This is a genomic window from Haladaptatus sp. CMAA 1909 (assembly GCF_043952005.1).
Taxonomy (GTDB): domain Archaea; phylum Halobacteriota; class Halobacteria; order Halobacteriales; family Haladaptataceae; genus Haladaptatus.
This window is the reverse complement of record NZ_JBIOAV010000001.1, coordinates 888,341-904,248: the sequence shown is the minus strand read 5'-3', so window position 1 is coordinate 904,248 and position 15,908 is coordinate 888,341. Positions and strand designations below refer to the sequence as shown.

20 protein-coding genes and 1 tRNA gene are annotated in these 15,908 nt (G+C 60.8%); 9 read left to right on the top strand and 12 right to left on the bottom strand.

Annotated elements, in window-relative coordinates; translation table 11 throughout:
• Positions 1-90: 90 nt before the first annotated feature.
• Together ACGYLY_RS05015 and ACGYLY_RS05010 are read right to left on the bottom strand one after the other, a co-directional pair.
• A complete protein-coding gene (locus tag ACGYLY_RS05015; RefSeq protein WP_395282698.1) occupies positions 91-1,554 on the bottom strand; it encodes a zinc ribbon domain-containing protein in 1,464 nt (487 codons plus the stop codon).
• Positions 1,551-2,729 (bottom strand): thiolase domain-containing protein, encoded by a 1,179-nt coding sequence (locus tag ACGYLY_RS05010; protein ID WP_395282699.1) that lies wholly within the window; start codon positions 2,727-2,729, stop codon positions 1,551-1,553. The genes ACGYLY_RS05015 and ACGYLY_RS05010 overlap by 4 nt, the downstream gene beginning before the upstream one ends.
• 186 nt (positions 2,730-2,915) lie before the next feature.
• Between ACGYLY_RS05010 and ACGYLY_RS05005 the strand changes: the two genes are divergently transcribed.
• Both ACGYLY_RS05005 and hflX read left to right on the top strand, forming a co-directional pair.
• Positions 2,916-3,272: a DUF2209 family protein gene (locus tag ACGYLY_RS05005; RefSeq protein ID WP_395284149.1), complete on the top strand. Its 357-nt coding sequence runs from the start codon at positions 2,916-2,918 to the stop codon at positions 3,270-3,272.
• Positions 3,269-4,564 carry a GTPase HflX gene (gene hflX / locus ACGYLY_RS05000; RefSeq protein WP_395282700.1) on the top strand — a complete coding sequence of 432 codons (1,296 nt, stop codon included), beginning with the start codon at positions 3,269-3,271 and terminating at the stop codon, positions 4,562-4,564. The genes ACGYLY_RS05005 and hflX overlap by 4 nt, the downstream gene beginning before the upstream one ends.
• Here hflX and ACGYLY_RS04995 read toward each other — a convergent pair.
• Complete coding sequence (locus tag ACGYLY_RS04995) at positions 4,561-4,725, bottom strand: hypothetical protein (protein ID WP_395282701.1); 165 nt, start codon at positions 4,723-4,725, stop codon at positions 4,561-4,563. The genes hflX and ACGYLY_RS04995 overlap by 4 nt on opposite strands.
• A 287-nt stretch (positions 4,726-5,012) precedes the next feature.
• Between ACGYLY_RS04995 and ACGYLY_RS04990 the strand changes: the two genes are divergently transcribed.
• A complete protein-coding gene (locus ACGYLY_RS04990; protein WP_231183105.1) occupies positions 5,013-5,387 on the top strand; it encodes a helix-turn-helix domain-containing protein in 375 nt (124 codons plus the stop codon).
• Here ACGYLY_RS04990 and moaC read toward each other — a convergent pair.
• The 4 genes from moaC to ACGYLY_RS04970 all read right to left on the bottom strand — a co-directional run bounded on the left by moaC (position 5,377) and on the right by ACGYLY_RS04970 (position 8,427).
• Positions 5,377-5,862: a cyclic pyranopterin monophosphate synthase MoaC gene (moaC, locus tag ACGYLY_RS04985; protein ID WP_395284150.1), complete on the bottom strand. Its 486-nt coding sequence runs from the start codon at positions 5,860-5,862 to the stop codon at positions 5,377-5,379. The genes ACGYLY_RS04990 and moaC overlap by 11 nt on opposite strands.
• 73 nt (positions 5,863-5,935) lie before the next feature.
• Positions 5,936-7,375 carry an NAD(P)H-hydrate dehydratase gene (locus ACGYLY_RS04980; protein WP_395282702.1) on the bottom strand — a complete coding sequence of 480 codons (1,440 nt, stop codon included), beginning with the start codon at positions 7,373-7,375 and terminating at the stop codon, positions 5,936-5,938.
• 101 nt (positions 7,376-7,476) lie between these two features.
• Positions 7,477-7,704, bottom strand: coding sequence for a hypothetical protein (locus tag ACGYLY_RS04975; protein WP_395282703.1), 228 nt, complete (start codon positions 7,702-7,704; stop codon positions 7,477-7,479).
• A 3-nt stretch (positions 7,705-7,707) separates the two neighbouring features.
• Positions 7,708-8,427, bottom strand: a complete 720-nt coding sequence (locus ACGYLY_RS04970; RefSeq protein WP_395282704.1) for a class I SAM-dependent methyltransferase — start codon at positions 8,425-8,427, stop codon at positions 7,708-7,710.
• 250 nt (positions 8,428-8,677) lie between these two features.
• On the opposite strand from ACGYLY_RS04970, the gene ACGYLY_RS04965 reads away from it, so the two are divergent.
• Entirely contained in the window at positions 8,678-9,319 is a 642-nt protein-coding gene (locus ACGYLY_RS04965) for a helix-turn-helix domain-containing protein (protein ID WP_395282705.1), read from the top strand.
• A gap of 348 nt (positions 9,320-9,667) precedes the next feature.
• Complete coding sequence (locus ACGYLY_RS04960; RefSeq protein ID WP_395282706.1) at positions 9,668-10,636, top strand: oxidoreductase; 969 nt, start codon at positions 9,668-9,670, stop codon at positions 10,634-10,636.
• On the opposite strand, the gene ACGYLY_RS04955 is transcribed toward ACGYLY_RS04960, so the two are convergent.
• Complete coding sequence (locus tag ACGYLY_RS04955; protein ID WP_395282707.1) at positions 10,637-11,314, bottom strand: helix-turn-helix domain-containing protein; 678 nt, start codon at positions 11,312-11,314, stop codon at positions 10,637-10,639.
• Positions 11,315-11,648: 334 nt separating this feature from the next.
• On the opposite strand from ACGYLY_RS04955, the gene ACGYLY_RS04950 reads away from it, so the two are divergent.
• Positions 11,649-12,452, top strand: a complete 804-nt coding sequence (locus ACGYLY_RS04950) for an alpha/beta fold hydrolase (protein ID WP_395282708.1) — start codon at positions 11,649-11,651, stop codon at positions 12,450-12,452.
• A 282-nt stretch (positions 12,453-12,734) separates the two neighbouring features.
• On the opposite strand, the gene ACGYLY_RS04945 is transcribed toward ACGYLY_RS04950, so the two are convergent.
• Entirely contained in the window at positions 12,735-12,992 is a 258-nt protein-coding gene (locus tag ACGYLY_RS04945; RefSeq protein WP_395282709.1) for a type II toxin-antitoxin system RelE/ParE family toxin, read from the bottom strand.
• Positions 12,993-12,998: 6 nt separating this feature from the next.
• A complete protein-coding gene (locus ACGYLY_RS04940; RefSeq protein WP_395282710.1) occupies positions 12,999-13,226 on the bottom strand; it encodes a ribbon-helix-helix domain-containing protein in 228 nt (75 codons plus the stop codon).
• Between the two features lie 262 nt (positions 13,227-13,488).
• On the opposite strand from ACGYLY_RS04940, the gene ACGYLY_RS04935 reads away from it, so the two are divergent.
• Both ACGYLY_RS04935 and ACGYLY_RS04930 read left to right on the top strand, forming a co-directional pair.
• Positions 13,489-13,710 carry an antitoxin VapB family protein gene (locus ACGYLY_RS04935; protein ID WP_395282711.1) on the top strand — a complete coding sequence of 74 codons (222 nt, stop codon included), beginning with the start codon at positions 13,489-13,491 and terminating at the stop codon, positions 13,708-13,710.
• A complete protein-coding gene (locus ACGYLY_RS04930; protein ID WP_395282712.1) occupies positions 13,707-14,099 on the top strand; it encodes a type II toxin-antitoxin system VapC family toxin in 393 nt (130 codons plus the stop codon). Before ACGYLY_RS04935 ends, ACGYLY_RS04930 begins: the two co-directional genes overlap by 4 nt.
• 88 nt (positions 14,100-14,187) lie before the next feature.
• Here the strand turns inward: ACGYLY_RS04930 and ACGYLY_RS04925 are convergent.
• Positions 14,188-14,262, bottom strand: a tRNA-Val gene (locus ACGYLY_RS04925).
• A gap of 96 nt (positions 14,263-14,358) precedes the next feature.
• On the opposite strand from ACGYLY_RS04925, the gene ACGYLY_RS04920 reads away from it, so the two are divergent.
• Positions 14,359-15,660, top strand: a complete 1,302-nt coding sequence (locus ACGYLY_RS04920; RefSeq protein WP_395282713.1) for a hypothetical protein — start codon at positions 14,359-14,361, stop codon at positions 15,658-15,660.
• Here the strand turns inward: ACGYLY_RS04920 and ACGYLY_RS04915 are convergent.
• Entirely contained in the window at positions 15,657-15,902 is a 246-nt protein-coding gene (locus ACGYLY_RS04915; protein WP_395282714.1) for a hypothetical protein, read from the bottom strand. The two genes, ACGYLY_RS04920 and ACGYLY_RS04915, sit on opposite strands and share 4 nt — an antisense overlap.
• Between the last annotated feature and the right edge of the window lie 6 nt (positions 15,903-15,908).

The following is a 15,908-nucleotide window of genomic DNA, read 5'->3' as shown; positions in this document are numbered from 1 at the left end:
AACTACCGTCGGAACGTAGTTCCGACGTTCTTCAAAATTCAGCCGACGACTGAATTTTGAACCGCTTCCAGAGCGTTGCTCTGGCTTACTTCAAAATTGGCCCGCGTGCGGGCCAATTTTGAACCCATACCTCGTCACGCCTTCCTGCGTGTAGATGCGGCGCATCGTCGTCGCCACCGGGTCGCCGATTTCGAGGGTTCCGGGTTCGGTACCCGCCACCTGTGCGGGAACGCTCGCCTCGCCGCCGTCCGGCCCGGTGAGGGAGACGACCGCCACGTCGAAGTCGCCCGACTCGGCCTGTTGTTCCGCGAACTCCGGCGGCGCACCGCCCTGCGAGATGGTCGTCACGGCTTCGACGGTTCCCTCGCCGGTGAGTTTCACCGACTCGTACTCGACCAGCGAGTTACAGTCGTTGCACGCGCCCTCCGGGGGGAAGTTCAGCGCGCCGCAGTCGGGGCACTTTCCGGCGATGAGTCGGTGCCGTTGGTCGAGCGTGCGTTGCCACGACGGCACGCTGACGTAGGCCCCGCCGCCGCTCGGCGGCCCGGACGTGAGGTCGCCGCGCAGTCGGAGATACTCGGCGTAGGAAACCGGTTCGTCGCCGTCGATTTCCAGCGAGACGGGAACGTCGTCGTTTCGGGAGACGAGAAGGGCGTCCGCGCCCGCCCCGCTTCCGAACGAGGCGGCGAGGATTCGCTCGTGGCCGTCCGCGAGGGCTTTCGCGAGGCTCAACGGGACGCTCGCCGCGCCCGTATCGCCGAGTTCGTGGACGAGCGCACCCGCCCGAATCTCGTCGATGCCGACGCCGAGCGCGCCCGCGGCCCGGTAAGGCAGTTTTCCGTTGGGTGCTTGTACCGCCGCGGCATCGACCGCCTCGACGTCCGCTTCGAGTCCCCCGACCGCTCCGGCGAGCGTCTCGGAGAACGCTTCCCTATCGTAGCTCGTGACGCCCAATCCCTCGACGTTCGCATCGCCCGTTTCCCGGAATCGCGTGCCGGGGAATTCGGTCGTGTACTCGGCCTGCCCGTCGATACTCACTGGGCCGTCGTCGGAGAGGACGAACGCCGCCGCGCCAGCACCCGCCGCGTGATCCTCGGCGGAGTCGGGTTCACCGCGCGGGCAGTCGGCGGCGACGACTACTCCGACGCCGTCGTCCCACGGCCCCGCCGCGAGTCCGGCGATGAGCGCCCGCGTTCCGGCGCGGGTGCTTCCGGTGAAGACGTGTCGCGTCGCGTCGTCCGGGACGTCGAGCATCCCGCCGAGTCGGGCGGTCACGTCCTCTTCTGCCATCGGCGGGGTGGTCGAAGCGAACGCGAGGAAGGAAACGTCGGGAGTTCCGGCGGCGTCGAGCGCCCGCGTTGCGGCCTCGTAGGCCATCGTCAGTGCGTCCTCGTCGGCGTCGGGAACCGCCTTTTCGTTCACTCCGGCGGCGTGGAACTGCCCCCACGCCTCGGTGAACTCCTCGGCCGAAATTCGGAATCGCGGGGCGTAGGCACCGACGGCGGCAATGTTCGGCGTGCGTTCGTCCCTCGTCGTCCGTCCGTCTCCCGTCATGTCTCCACCTCCGATTCCCTCTCCAGCACGTGGACGACCGCGGCACCGCCGCTTCCGCCAACGTTGTGGGTCAGCCCGCGGACCGCGCCTTCGACCTGTCGCTCGCCCGCGGCTCCGGAGAGTTGTTTGTACGCTTCGACCATCTGTCCAGCCCCGGTCGCGCCGATGGGATGGCCCTTCGACTTGAGGCCGCCGGAGGTGTTGACGGGGCGCTCGCCGCCGAGTTCCGTCGCGCCGGACGCGATGAATTCGCCCGCTTCACCGGGTTCACAGAAGCCGAGGTCCTCGTAGGCAAGCAGTTCCGCGATGGCGAAACAATCGTGCACCTCGGCGAAGTCGATATCCTCGGCCGTCACACCGGCCATCTCGTAGGCGGATTGGGCGGCCTCGCGCGACGCCGGAACGGAGGTGTAAGTGTCGCGCTGGAAGAGTCCCACCCGGTCGCTCGCCGCGCCGACACCCGCGATGCGGATGGGGTCGTCGGTGTACTCGTCCACCACGTCTTCGCTCACGACGACGGCGCACGCCGCGCCGTCGGTCGTCGGACAGCAGTGATAGAGCGTGAGGGGGTTCGCGACGACTTGGGCGTTGGTCGCGTCCTCCAAGGTGCATTCGAACCCGAGGTGTGCGTGCGGGTTTTTCGCGCCGTTGGCGTGGTTTTTCACGGCCACGCGGGAGAGGTCCTCGACCGTCGTCCCGTACCGCTCCATGTGCGCGTCGGCCATCTGGGCGTAGACGCCCGCGAAGGTGGTTCCCGACAGTCGTTCCCACTCGGTTTCCCCGGAGACGCCGAGCCAGTACTTCGTCGCGTCGCTCGACGTGTCGGTCATGACTTCGACGCCGCCCGCGAGCACGACGTCCGCCATGCCGCTTTTCACGGCTTGCACGGCCTGCCGCACAGCGTAACCGCTCGCTGCGCAGGCGTTCTCGACGCGGGTACACGGGATTCCGTCGAGTCCGACGTGTTCCGTCACCGCCGGACCGGACAGACCGAGTTGACGACCGCCGACGCCGAGCGTGCCGACGACCGCCTCGTCCACGTCGTCCGGATCGATGCCCGCCGGTACGCTGTCGCAGGCCGCCTCGAAAGCGGTGCGGAACAGCGATCGGTAGCTTTCGTCGGGGAACGACCCGAAATCAGTTTGGGCCGCGCCGACCAGATACGCATCTCGCATGTCTCGAACTGTCGTTCGCGGGAAGAAATAACTGCCGTCCTCCCACGCGATGGACGGGAATTTTCGCCGCCGAATCGACGGTGAATCTCGGCGGGAGATTCAAGAACCTCGGCGGCTTACGGGCGGACGTGCACGGAAACGCGGCACGAATCAAGGTGAAGGGCCGGCGTGGCTGACGTGGTGGGTATCGACATCAGCGGTCGCCACGAGGAGGAGGGCGAGTACCTGATGGTCGCCGCCGCCATCCACGCGATGGTCGGGACGACACGGCTTCACAGCGTCGAGGGGATAGGGTTCGCGATCAGTCGCGACGAACCGACGCTTTCGGCGACGACCGCCGTCGTCGCCGACGCGGTGTGTGATCTCCCGGATCCGTCCGCGAAACCGATAGTCGCCGAGCGGGGAGAATTCTACGAGGAACCGGTGTGGATGGTAGAACAGTATCTCGAACCTGATTTTAAGTACGTCGAGAGCATAGCTGAACGTGAAACCGTGCAGGCCGCACACCACGCCGCGTACGCCGCCCGAAAACTACTCCTATGAAAGCGATACTTGCAAAACGGGTAGACGACGGAACAGCCTCGATGGACGAACTGACCGAGTTGGCTCGCGCCGCTGGTTACGACGTCGCCGCGACGGTCACACAATCCAGAGAGGAAGACGCCGCGTTCCAGTTCGGCGAGGGGAAAGTCACCGAGTTGACGGCCGCCGTCACGGAACGGGACGCCGGGGTGGTCGTCTTCGACAACCAACTCGGCCCGTATCAGACGTACAATCTGGGCCAGCGACTGCCCGACGGGACGAAGGTCATCGACCGGTTCAGGTTGATCCTCGAAATCTTTGGCCAGCGCGCCCAAACCCGGAAAGCACAGTTACAGGTCGAACTGGCGGAACTGCGCTACGAACTGCCGCGCGTCGAGGCGAAGACGAGTCTCGCGAAGCGCGACGAGCGGCCGGGGTTCATGGGTCTCGGCGAGTACGACGAGAGCCACGAACAGGACATCAAAGACCAGATAAGCCGCATCAAGGACGAACTCGACGCCATCGCCGACAAGGAGGCGGACCGGCGACAGAAGCGGCGCGAGTCGGGGTTCGACCTCGTGGCGCTCGCGGGGTACACGAACGCGGGGAAGTCGACGCTCCTCCAGCGACTCGCGGAGGAGTTGGAAATCGGCGCGAACGACGAGTTGCATCCCGATCTGGACCCGACGGCGGAGGCCGAAGACCGCCTGTTCACGACGCTCGGCACCACGACGCGGAAGGCCGACATCGAGCGGCGAGACGTGCTGTTGACCGACACGGTCGGGTTCATCAGCGACCTGCCGCACTGGCTCGTGGAATCGTTCAAATCGACGCTGGACGCGGTGTACTACGCCGACCTCGTCCTGTTGGTCGTTGACGTGAGCGAACCGATAGACGACATCCGAGAGAAACTCGTCACGTGCCACGACACGCTGTACGAACGCAATCAAGCGCCCATCGTCACGGTACTGAACAAAATCGACGCCGTTAGCGACGAGGAACTCGAGGAAAAGCGAACGGCATTATCGGCGCTCGCGCCGAACCCGGTCGCTATCAGCGGCAAGGAGGATCTGAACGTCGAGGAACTGAAACGGCGTATCGATATCGAACTGCCGGAGTGGGAGTTCGAACGGTTGGTGATGCCGATGACGGACGAAACGATGAGCGTGGTTTCGTGGGTACACGACCACGCCCGCGTGGAGGACGTGACCTACACCGACGACGAGGTGGTCGTCGAGTTCGAAGCACGCCCCGCCATCGTCCAGCAGTCTCGGTCGAAAGCGAGCGACTTGACTGCCGTACCATCGGCTTAAAGCATCGAATATAACGATACTGCCCCGTTAGAACGAATCCACGCGGTGTGGTTCTTCAAGTCGTAAATGAGGACTGCGTCGTCCTGCACTTCGAGTTCGGCGTATCGGTCGTCGTCCCGAGTTCGTCGGGAATCGTCTGCTTCGTGCGTGCTCGTAGTCATGCGATTCGGTTGGTTGTCGTTGTCGACTTTCTCTCCACTATCGGGTAGCAACCGCCGAGTGATAAGTGTTACCCAATACCATGATTCCTCACTGTTCGATAGGCGACGTGCGAACGAGAACCTTTCGGTTATTCGTACATTCTATCTGTGAAACCGTTGTGTGAGAGGAATCTACCCCCGATGCTCACACAAGCGCGTTTCCCCTGCGAAAAAGCCGTCAAACGGTTACTATCGGTAAGTTGATTTCGTGACGTAACTTTTTATCGTCGGCTCCCCTACTCCGTTCCATGACAGAGAAACCGGAGCGGCTGACCATGTGGTGTTCAGGCGAGGAGTGGTGTCCCATCACCGCCACAGCGACGCTCGTCGGGAAGAAGTGGCATCCCGTCATCGTGCATCGACTGCTCGTGAGCGGTCCGCTCGGCTTCAACGCGCTCAAGGAAGAAGTGGACGGCATTTCGAGCAAGGTTCTGTCGGACAGTTTGGACGACTTGGGCGAAAAGCAACTGGTGAACCGCGAAATCGTGAGCGACAAACCGGTTCGAGTGGAGTATTCGCTGACATCGACCGGCGAGTCGCTCGAACCCGTCATCCTCTCGATGCGCGATTGGGGCATCGAGTACATCTCCCCCGCCGAGGACCCGGACTCGGCTACCGTGTGAGTTCCCTCTTTTCCTTTTCGACCACTCGAACGTTTCGAATCGCGGTGTCGGGATACCCGCCGTCATCGTCCTTTTCGACCGCTTTCACCATGTCCCAAACGACGTTCAAGCCCGTCGTGACGCCCTCCAAGGCCTCCATCTCACACCCGGTCTTGCCCGTCGTCTCGACGGCGACGAACAGGAGTACCCGGTCGTCACGAACGTCGAAGTCGGTATCGACGTTCGTGATGGGTATCTGGTGGCACATCGGAATCGTCTCCCACGTGTGTTTCACCGCCTGAACCGCCCCGATTCGAGCGGTCGCCAGCACGTCGCCCTTCTTCAGGTCGTTCGCCCGAATCGCCTCGATGGTGGAGGATTGCAACCGAATTTCACCGCCGGCAACCGCGCGGCGGGCCGTGTCCGGCTTTTCGCCGACGTTTACCATCTGCACCTCGCCGGACTCGTCCGTGTGGGTCAATCCTTCGTCGTCCATCGTGTCGCCCTTCTTCGTTCCATCCCTCTTCGTTCCGTCCGTCGTCTGCGCTCCGTCGTCGTTCGCTCCCTTCTCAGTCATCGTCGTCACCCCATATCGCGGTCGGAATGGCTTCGAGCATGTCGGATGCGAGGAGGCCCTCGTATCGCTCGTCGTACACCAAGTCGCCCGCGCGTCCGTTGACGAACGACCCGACGCACGCGGCGTCGAAGGCGTCCATCGTGCCGAACAGCCCCGCCACGATTCCGGCCAGCAGGTCCCCCGTACCGCCCACTTTCATTCCCGTGTTGCCCGTCCGAACGACGCGCGTCCGTTCGCCGTCCGAAATCACGTCGGTCACCCCCTTCGCCAACACGACGTGGCCGATGTCGCTCGCGAGGGCCTCGATTTCGTCCGTCACCTCGCGGAGGTCGTCCACGTCCGGGCCGCCCATCTCGGCCAACTCCTTGCGGTTCGGCGTACAGACCAGCGTCGCATCCGTGTCGAGGTCGGGAATCGCCGGGAGCGCGTCGGCGTCGACGACCGCCCGCCCGTCGAACGATTCGAGGAAGTCCGTCGCCGCGTCGATGGTCTCGTCGGCGTTGCCGAGCCCCGGCCCGATGACGACCGTGTCGTCGTACGACTCGGCCGTCTCGACCAATCCGTCCACCTGTTCGGGCGTCAACCGGTCGCCGTCGTAGGGTTGGACGATGAGATCCTCCGCGTAGCCCTGAATCTCCCCCGAGACGGCCTTCGGCGCGGCGACGAACGAGAGTTCGGCACCCGCCCGCAGTGCCGACTGCGCGGCGAGCGCGGGCGCGCCGGTGAACGGCCCTCCACCGATGACGAACACTCGTCCCCCGACGCTCCCGCGAACGCTGCGAAGGTCGCCCGGCCCGACGAATCGCTCCGCGGCGACGGGGATGCCGATGTCGGCGACGGTCACGTCCCCGTCGTAGTTGGCGAGGCCGGGTTTTATGTCGTGGAACGTGACGACCGAATCGGCTTCGACGGCCACCGTTTCTTCCCCGTCTCCTCCGACTTCCCCCGTGTCAGCGTTCACCCCCGAGGGAACGTCCACGGCGAGGACGGCGGCATCGGCGTCGTTTATCGCCCGCGCCGCCGTCGCGGCGGGTTCCCGAAGCGCCCCCGTCACGCCGGTTCCGAGCATGGCGTCGATCACGAGGTCACAGTCCGGCAGTTCGAACGCGCGCGAGTCCTTCACCTCCGCCGTGTCGTACTCGGCGCGTCGAAGCGCGTCCCAGTTCTCCCGCGCGATGTCGGTCCCGATGGTTTCGGCCCGCCCGAGCAAACGAACCGAGACGTCGTATTCGTCCAGAAACCGCGCGGCGACGAAGGCGTCGCCGCCGTTGTTCCCCCGTCCGGCGACGATGCAGATTCGCGCGCCCGGCGGGACCATTTCACGGACCTGTCTGGCGATGGCGTTCCCGCTCGATTCCATCAACTGCTTGCGTGGAACGCCGAGATACTCCGCGTTCTCGTCCACGGCGGCCATCCGCTCTGCGGTTATCATACACGGGCGTTCGGTCGGATTCCGGGTTAACGTTGTGGGCTAGGGCGTGGAGGGAGTTCGGCGAGCGTGTTGGGGATCGTTCGAGTGGTGGGCGATAGGAATCATCGGTTTCCGCGTCTCAGTCCCGCCCAGACGATGACGAGTCCTACGAACAGGGAAATCACGCCCGTAACCGCCCATTGTGTTGATTTCCCGGTGATCGGTTCGCAGTTTGCGACGCACAAGACGGGACCGATATGAACGAGTCCGAGACCTTGGACGAGCCATAACGTCCCAAGAAGCGCGACGACGACACCGAAGATCGTCGATGCGGCCGCTTTCGCGTTCACGATTCACCTCGACTCCTGCAACCTGTCCTCGTTTGCGGATTTCGGTGTGGTCGAAACGCCGGACTCACTCCTACCGCTTCGGCCGTCGGTCTCCGTTCGGCCGTTCGGCGTGGCAGTTCCGCGCACGAAGGGTCTGGACGGGTTAACGCCGAGACGTAGCGTTTCGATATCGTCGAGAGCGAACGGACCGGCCGCGATCCACTCGTCCGTTCGACGGTCGAGATGGCAACCGTCGTCGATACGTTTCCAGAGCGGTGTCACGGCGTCTTGGAGGTAGCCACGGGGACCGTCGGACCGAACGCGTTCGAGAAATCGGAATTCCCCATCCGGCTTCAGAACGCGGTGGACCTCTCCGAGGGCCAAAGACGGGTCTTGTACCGTACAGAACACCGCGGAGGCGATGACCACGTCGAACGTATCGTCCGCGTAGGGCAGGGATTCGGCCCGTCCTGCTCGTACGTTGATATCCAGATCGTGTGCGCTGGCCGTACGCTTTGCTTGCCTCCGCCTGTCGGGATTCGGTTCGATCGCATGCAGGTCGAGAGACGGCTCACGCCGGACTGCCGTTTGCAGGTACGGAACCATCGCACCGCTCCCCGCGCCGAGATCGAGTACTGTTCCTTCGAGATTCCGTGCGAGATACCGCCGATGCTCGGTGGGGTCGAAGCGCTCGGAGAGTGCAGCGATGATCGACTGACCGAAAGTGGCTCGTTTCCGTTCCATTCGGTTCGTGGTGCCTCCGTTCGTGGTGCCCGTTTCAGTTTTTCTGGTCGGCATGCGTCGATGATATGGACGGCTCACCGATGCATGCGAATACCGCCGCACATCTGAGGTGGGTTTATATCCGTTTGCGGCATATTCACCCGCTGATGCGTTACGGCCAGCGACGGAGACAGTCCGAGCGATTCGTTACTAAACGGAGTCCGGATTCGTTCGCTTTGGGCGCTCTGGACGCGAAACGCTGGTCGATAGTATGAGATATATCACGTTCGTCATTCCCCAGGTCGAGGATGAACGCTGTCCTAACGGCGAGTGCGACGGCGATTCGGCAGTGGAAGGTGAAGCGATTCACTACATCAACCTCCTGGACGACGGAACCGGCGTCGGGCTGTATCAACTCCGCGGTGACTTCGAACGAGCCACGGAAGTGCTGGAGGCGAACCCGGACGTGCTGACGTGCGAACAGTCCGCGGCGTCGGACGGCCTCGTCTATCTTCATTTTCGAGCGAACTCCCTCATGACCGACCTCCTCGGTATCTTCCGACGGTACGAAACCGTCGTGGACTGGCCGATGGAGTACACCGACCGGGGTGATCTTCGAGTGACCATGCTCGGAGAGGATGAAGGGATCAGAGAGGCGATAGCGGAACTCCCCGACGGAATTCGGATTACGCTCGAAGGCATGGGCGAGTATCGCCCGGATATGCGCCAACTCGCGTCGCTGTTGACCGACCGCCAGCGAGAACTGTTGGAACTGGCGATCGACGAGGGCTATTACGAGATACCGCGGCGTGCGACCCTCCGCGACCTCGCAGAGCGAGCGGATATCTCCGTGGGAACGGTCGGTGAGCACCTTCGGAAAATCGAGATCAAAGTCATCATGGAACTGGTTTGAATTCGATACTGTTCAATGGGACGGATGATCGCGACCGTCTCAAAGGCGAAGAGATCGAACGCGAAACCCGTCGGAGACGGGAGGGATGGATTGCGCGAGAAGCCTATTGTTCTCGGTCGTACGTGTCTGCGGGACTCACCATCTGTCTCGAACAAGTGTTCACCGCTCTCCGAGCGACGCGTCGCCATCACGTTCAGATACGTGAAGTACAGGAAATAGAACATCCCCAATCCACAAATGATAATGGCCAAGCCATCCGAATCCGCACGGATGCTCTACGATAGGCTACTTAAACCAGCTTGCATATTAGCATAGGACTCAGGCCAACAGACGAACTTCGATCAGAGTATGGAAGCGTCAACACAATCGAACTGGACTGCGAGGAACATGCCCGACCAATCCGGCCGTACGGTCATCGTCACGGGGGCGAACAGCGGGCTCGGGTTCGAAGCGACCAAAGCATTCGCGCGGAAGGGCGCGCACGTCGTCATGGCGTGCCGAAGCCTCGACAGGGCAACCCGTGCACGGCGAGAAATCGAATCGATGGTCACCGACGCATCGTTGACAGTTCTCGAGCTCGACCTCGGAAGCCACGCATCCATCCGACAGTTCGTAACCGAGTTCGAGTCCGAATTCGACCGCCTCGATGTACTCCTCAACAATGCTGGAATTATGATGACGCCGTATTCGACGACGGAAGATGGATTCGAACGACAGCTCGGCGTCAACCATCTCGGACACTTTGCACTCACTGGACTCCTCCTCGATCGCCTCATTGAGACCGACGGAGAAACCCGTGTCGTCACGCAGAGTAGTATCGCCCACAAGTCCGGGTCTGGCGAGATCCACTTCGACGACCTCAATGGAAAACAGTCCTACGGCCGGTTCGAGGCGTACGCACAGAGCAAACTCGCAAATCTGTTGTTCACCTACGAACTGGACCGCCGACTTCGCTCTATTGGGGCCGACACGATTGCTGTCGCCGCTCATCCGGGCTCGTCAGCGACCGAACTTACAAGCGGCGACACGGAGATGGATACGTCCATCGTTCAACAAATCGTTAGGAAATTCGTGAACACCTTCCTCACACAATCTGCAGGCGCTGGTGTGCTTCCAGTGCTCTACGCGGCGACAGCGGCGAACGTTGACGGCGGTCACTACATAGGCCCCGATGGGCTCTTTGAAATGCGAGGGAACCCGACCCACGTCATCTCGAACGCGACGTCGTACGACCACGCTACTGCACGCCGACTGTGGGAGGTTTCTGAAGAGATGACCGGAGTCACGTTCGAGGTCGAGGAACCTCAGCCCGCATAGCTACTGGGTGTGTAGGCTTACTGATTGCTCCGGTCCGAGCGTCTGGCTGATGAGTTGATTCTCGGCCCGGCGGAGAAGGTCAGACGCGGACGGGCCAGAGATCCCGAGCTCGTCAGCGAGTTCCTTCGTCGAAAGTGTGCGCGGAGAGTCGTAATATCCACGGGCGAACGCGAGTGAGATTGCCCGATGCTGTTTCTCCGTGAGTCCAAACTGGTCTCGTTCTCCGGGATTTTCGGGATCGGCTGCGATGTTCAACAATTTGAACGGGATGTCTTGAGCCGCACACAGATCTCGGTGGGTTTTGAACGCTTCGTAGTCAGAGAACACCTTCTGATGTCGCAATCCTTCGGGGGTAACCGCCGCGTTCATCAGTACGCCCTTGAACGCCTCGTGATCGTGTGACGCAGCGAGGCCGGATTCGTCGTCGATGGTCAATCGATAGAACCACCCTTCTGCTGTCCGCCCGATCTCCACCACGTCAACGACCTCTGGCTGTACGTCTACTTCCCGCTCAAACGCTTCTCGCGAGTCGTCGGTCATGGTCACCGCGACGAGAAGCCGCTCATTTTCGAGCGGGACGATATTGGAAATCGATATTTCATTACTTGAAATTGAACTCGCGAGATCAACTAACGGGAGCGCTCGATCCGCGAGGAGAATCTCCGCGACGATTGCCATAGTGAGTAGTCGGAGTCGGACCGCTTTATCTACATTGCTCGCTACACACAGAGCGCCTGCTTAACTGAACGCACTACGAAAGAGGCAGCCTATGCCTTCTGTAGCCGCTTAGACAGATAATATACCACACGTCTTTCATAGCATCCGATGTTTCAGTAACCGGAGAATACGAGGAAATTCAAGTCGTGTTCACGAGTATGGCTCAGCAACGGAGCAAACTCGAAGCTCGAGAAATTACCCTAACATACAATTTAGGAAGAAATAAGGTAGCCAATTAGTCTGAAACACTTCCAAATCGCATATATACACGTCGGTCGACCAACCATTGGTCAGTATGACCCGAATCGAAGTTGAGGAAGGGGTGGAATTGTTCGTTCAGGACTGGGGATCGGGTACTCCAATCGTGTTCGTTCACGGGTGGCCGCTGAGCCACCGGATGTTCGAATATCAGTACATTCAGCTTCCCAGAGAAGATATCCGATGTATCGGTATTGACCTTCGTGGCTACGGACAGTCAAGTAAACCGTGGAGCGAGTATGACTTCGACATGTTTGCTGACGATCTGAAGGCGGTTCTCGACGAACTCGACGTCGATGATGTGACACTCGCAGGGTTTTCGATGGGCGGTGGAGTCGTCACCCGATATATGAGCCGCCATAACGAAGAGTATGTAGCAAAATTGGCGCTACTTGGTGCTGCGAGCCCCGTTTTAGCCGAAAAACCTGACTTCCCGGAAGGCGTCGATGGAGCCGCATTTACGGGACTCGCCGAAGGATGCTATGAGGATCGGGCGAAGGTCAGTAGTGACTTCGGCGACTCGATGTTTCACTCCGCACCGAGTCCCGAATTGAAAGATTGGCTCCAGAATATGAGCATGGAATCGTCGCCACAGGCCATGGCCGATTCGATCGAAGCGGTCGGCGAGATGGATCTTCGGTCCGACCTCGCGGACATCTCCGTTCCGACACTCATCTGTCACGGTGTGCACGACGAAGCCTGTCCGTTTGAACTGACGGCAGAGAAGCTCCAGGATGGGATCGAAAACACAGAGCTCGTTCGCTTCGAGGAGAGTGGTCACGCGCTCTTCTACGAGGAAAAAGAGAAGCTCAACCGAGAATTGGCGGAATTTAGCAAATAGACAGGATCTGTGTCGAAATCAGCCCTCTCGTATTTTATCACCGAGGCCGATATTTCTGCACACATCTCTTGGAAACCTACTCTCACCAGGTAACTGAAGCAGTGATCATATATAGAACGCCGAGAACCGTTCGATCAGTCCCATCGAACCAGTGCCAAGTCACTCGTAACCGGCTCGATTTGTACATGACGGCCGCGATGGATATGTGCAATTTCGCGGGGTCGCTTCTCACGCTCTACAACCCCCAGATGAACCACGAAAACACTCTCGCATGGGGTCAGCCTACAAACTTCGGTCGTACACATTTCGCCGATGGCCGACCGCCAACACGTATAACACATCGTTGTCTTTGTCCCAGTCGATGATGGCCCGGTAGTCCCCGGCACGAAGTTTATAGTACGGGTAGTTTGTCAGTGGGTCAACGCGGTGTTCCGTCCATTCGGTCGCTTCTCGGAGTTTCTTCTTGATTCGGTCTTGGACATCTGTTTCGAGACTCGTTAGCTGCTCTGCGGCGTGTGCCGACAGTTCGACGTCAGTCACCTGTGGTCACTCCAAATCGTCAAGTGAGATGGTTTCGCCTTCCTTGATCTGTCGTTCGCTAATTTCGATATCTCGGAGCGTCTGTTCCGAGAGTTTGATGGGATGTTCACGGAAGAGAGTCCGAATCGCATCACGAACCACTTCACTCTTATTCATGTATTGGCCGGTTTCTTCGACGTATTCGTCGAGGTCATCGTCCATGCCGTCTGGGATTTTGATGTTGAGTGTGGACATCGTACTACCTGTGTATTACTCTTGTAGCGCAGTGGTATTATAGATGATGGTGTGGAGCAGCGCCGGGTCCGCACGGTGGAGTGCGTCAGTGCCGTCCGAGTCGGCGAAGGACTTGTGCGAGAAGCCGGTTGTTCTCGGTTGTATGTATCTGCGAGACTCGCCATCGGTCTCGAACCAGTGTGTCAGACATCGAATAATTTCCAGATACCGGGACTGCGTTCATGGCCGAAGATTCATACTCTCGTATACGCTTGTATACACTATGAGCAAGTCCATCCGAGTGAGCGACGAGGTTCACTCGATGATAGAAGCCCACAAGCACGACGACGAGACGTTTTCCGAAGCTATCGAACGTCTCATCGGTGGTCCGTCGCTTCGCGGGCTCGCGGGAATCCTCTCCGACGACGAGGCCGACACATTCCGTGAGGCCATCGAGCAGAGCCACGCCGATCACGACCAGGAGATCAGTCGTAGGGTCGAATGATTCTGGATACCTCGTTTCTCATCGACGTGATGAACAGCGATGCGGACGCCCTCGAGAAAGTGGACGAACTCGAAACCGACGGTCACACCCAGAAAATCCCGGCCATGACGCTACAGGAACTCTTCATCGGCGTCGGCGCGAGCAACCTCCCGAAGTCCGAACGGCAAAAGATCGAGACCATCGTCGAATCCCGACCCGTCCTCGAAACCACCGAAGCCATCGCACGGCAGGCCGGACTGATCGACGGTGAGTTACGCCGAGACGGAAATCGGATCGACATCGGCGACGCGACGATCGGCGCAACCGCGCTCCGAGAGGACGAACCGGTCGTTACGGGTAACAGCGAGCATTTCGAGCGTATCGACGGCATCGACGTGGAATCCTACTGAGAGCATCTCGTTTTTACCGTTCGACGGATAGCCGACCGAGCAACAGCGATGTCCTTTGTTTCTCTTGTCTATTTCGAATTGTCAGAAATGGGTCGGGGCAGATTCGAACTGCCGATCTGCTCCGTGTGAAGGAGCTGTCATAACCGGACTAGACTACCGACCCGTACGCAGTTCATCGTTTTCCTGCACCGGACTTAAGACTTGCTTTCGAGGGCGGTCGGCCACTACGACCAAGTTCGACCGATGCCGACCCCCAACCATGACCGACTGGACCGTGGTGAACGTCGCCGAGACGAATCCGGACGTTCTGGACGGCGAAATCCCGCTGAACGAGGCTCTATCGGCTCACACGGGCGCGAGAGTGAAGTTCGTGTTACCCGAGGGACGCTACCACCTCGACGGGCGGTTCGAACGCAACGACTGCGAGGCGATTGCGGTGGTCGGCGACCCGCACGCAACGCTGGTCGTGACCGACCCCGACCAGCAGTACGGCCTCGATGTCGGCGGTGGATGGGGCGCGTCGCCGGACTCCTCGGCGACGAGGGTCGAGATTCGGAACCTCACGTTCGACATGACGGCGAACGGCGTGGGCGCGCAGGCCGTCTCGGCGCGGGCGAGTCACGATTTACGAATCGAGGACGTGAGCGTCGAAGGCGAATGTGCCTCCGCGGGGAAGAAGGCCCTCGGTGCGATCTACGCGGCGGTCACGCACCCCGAGGGGTCGGGCGTAGTGACCGTTTCGCTCCCGGACGGGTGCGCTTTCGAACCCGAGAGCTATCCCGACCAATCGTCCACGGAATCCCAGACCAGCCATCCCATCGGGGTCAGCGTAACCGACGACCATCGCGGCGAGTTGACGTTTCGGGATTGTCACGTCGAGGGCTGGGTGAACAACGGCGGCTACCTCGCCGGAGGGGATGGTCCGTGTCTCGTGACGGGGGGCCTGTGGAAGGACAACGGGAACGCGAACCTCCGGTTGGGCGACGGCGACGAGGCCCGAGACGTGCGGATCGAGATGGACGAGACGACATACACCGGGTGCGGACTGTGGTTACAGGAGGGCGACTGCCGCGTCTTCGGCGGCGAACTCCGCTTGCCGAACTGCGACAACGACGGCCTCCGCGTTTCCAGTCGCTCCGCACGCGTGCGCGACCTGAAAATTGAATGTACTTCGTCCGCACGACCCGTCAAGATCAACGATGGCGACGGACCGGTCGTACTGGAGAACGTCGAACTCGCGGATTTGGGCGACGGGTCGAAACACAACTACGCCGTCGAGCTGTGGCGCGACGGGACCGAACTTCGAAACTGCCGGTTCGCGTTCCGAAACGGAGACGAGAACCGCAACGGCATCAACGTCCTCGGAGCGCGAGTCGCCTTCGACGGGGTGACGGCGACCCACGATGCCGACGGGACGACGGTACTCATCAAGGCCGATGACGCGGCGTTTCGGAACTCGACGTTCCGTGGCCGTGTGGACGTGGACAGAAAGAATGCGTCGGTACCGCGCGTCGAGGACTGCGATTTCGCAGATTGCGAGCGTATCGGCTTCGACGGCTAACTCATTCGCATCCGCTTTTTCGCGTCCCGCATCGCGGTCCGTGACCGTTTCTTCGCTCTGTGTTCGACGTCTCGAAGGTTATCACGCATCTTCTCCCGTCGTGACGGCTCGGGCGTTCGCTCCCTCCCGGTCATCTCGCGGGCTTTTCGCTCGGCGGGTCGGAGTTCCTCGCGGACACCACGTCCGAGATGACTCCCGGCATGTCGGAGGTGGTACCACGCGTCTTTGAAGTGGGTGTTCATCGTTCT

Excerpts from the sequence above, each read along its gene's own strand:
- ACGYLY_RS05015 (WP_395282698.1), bottom strand. The coding sequence starts at position 1,554 with ATGACGGGAGACGGACGGACGACGAGGGACGAACGCACGCCGAACATT.
- ACGYLY_RS05010 (WP_395282699.1), bottom strand. The coding sequence starts at position 2,729 with ATGCGAGATGCGTATCTGGTCGGCGCGGCCCAAACTGATTTCGGGTCG.
- hflX (WP_395282700.1), top strand. The coding sequence starts at position 3,269 with ATGAAAGCGATACTTGCAAAACGGGTAGACGACGGAACAGCCTCGATG.
- ACGYLY_RS04995 (WP_395282701.1), bottom strand. The coding sequence starts at position 4,725 with ATGACTACGAGCACGCACGAAGCAGACGATTCCCGACGAACTCGGGAC.
- ACGYLY_RS04990 (WP_231183105.1), top strand. The coding sequence starts at position 5,013 with ATGACAGAGAAACCGGAGCGGCTGACCATGTGGTGTTCAGGCGAGGAG.
- moaC (WP_395284150.1), bottom strand. The coding sequence starts at position 5,862 with ATGGACGACGAAGGATTGACCCACACGGACGAGTCCGGCGAGGTGCAG.
- ACGYLY_RS04980 (WP_395282702.1), bottom strand. The coding sequence starts at position 7,375 with ATGATAACCGCAGAGCGGATGGCCGCCGTGGACGAGAACGCGGAGTAT.
- ACGYLY_RS04970 (WP_395282704.1), bottom strand. The coding sequence starts at position 8,427 with ATGGAACGGAAACGAGCCACTTTCGGTCAGTCGATCATCGCTGCACTC.
- ACGYLY_RS04965 (WP_395282705.1), top strand. The coding sequence starts at position 8,678 with ATGAGATATATCACGTTCGTCATTCCCCAGGTCGAGGATGAACGCTGT.
- ACGYLY_RS04960 (WP_395282706.1), top strand. The coding sequence starts at position 9,668 with ATGGAAGCGTCAACACAATCGAACTGGACTGCGAGGAACATGCCCGAC.
- ACGYLY_RS04955 (WP_395282707.1), bottom strand. The coding sequence starts at position 11,314 with ATGGCAATCGTCGCGGAGATTCTCCTCGCGGATCGAGCGCTCCCGTTA.
- ACGYLY_RS04950 (WP_395282708.1), top strand. The coding sequence starts at position 11,649 with ATGACCCGAATCGAAGTTGAGGAAGGGGTGGAATTGTTCGTTCAGGAC.
- ACGYLY_RS04940 (WP_395282710.1), bottom strand. The coding sequence starts at position 13,226 with ATGTCCACACTCAACATCAAAATCCCAGACGGCATGGACGATGACCTC.
- ACGYLY_RS04935 (WP_395282711.1), top strand. The coding sequence starts at position 13,489 with ATGAGCAAGTCCATCCGAGTGAGCGACGAGGTTCACTCGATGATAGAA.
- ACGYLY_RS04930 (WP_395282712.1), top strand. The coding sequence starts at position 13,707 with ATGATTCTGGATACCTCGTTTCTCATCGACGTGATGAACAGCGATGCG.
- ACGYLY_RS04920 (WP_395282713.1), top strand. The coding sequence starts at position 14,359 with ATGACCGACTGGACCGTGGTGAACGTCGCCGAGACGAATCCGGACGTT.
- ACGYLY_RS04915 (WP_395282714.1), bottom strand. The coding sequence starts at position 15,902 with ATGAACACCCACTTCAAAGACGCGTGGTACCACCTCCGACATGCCGGG.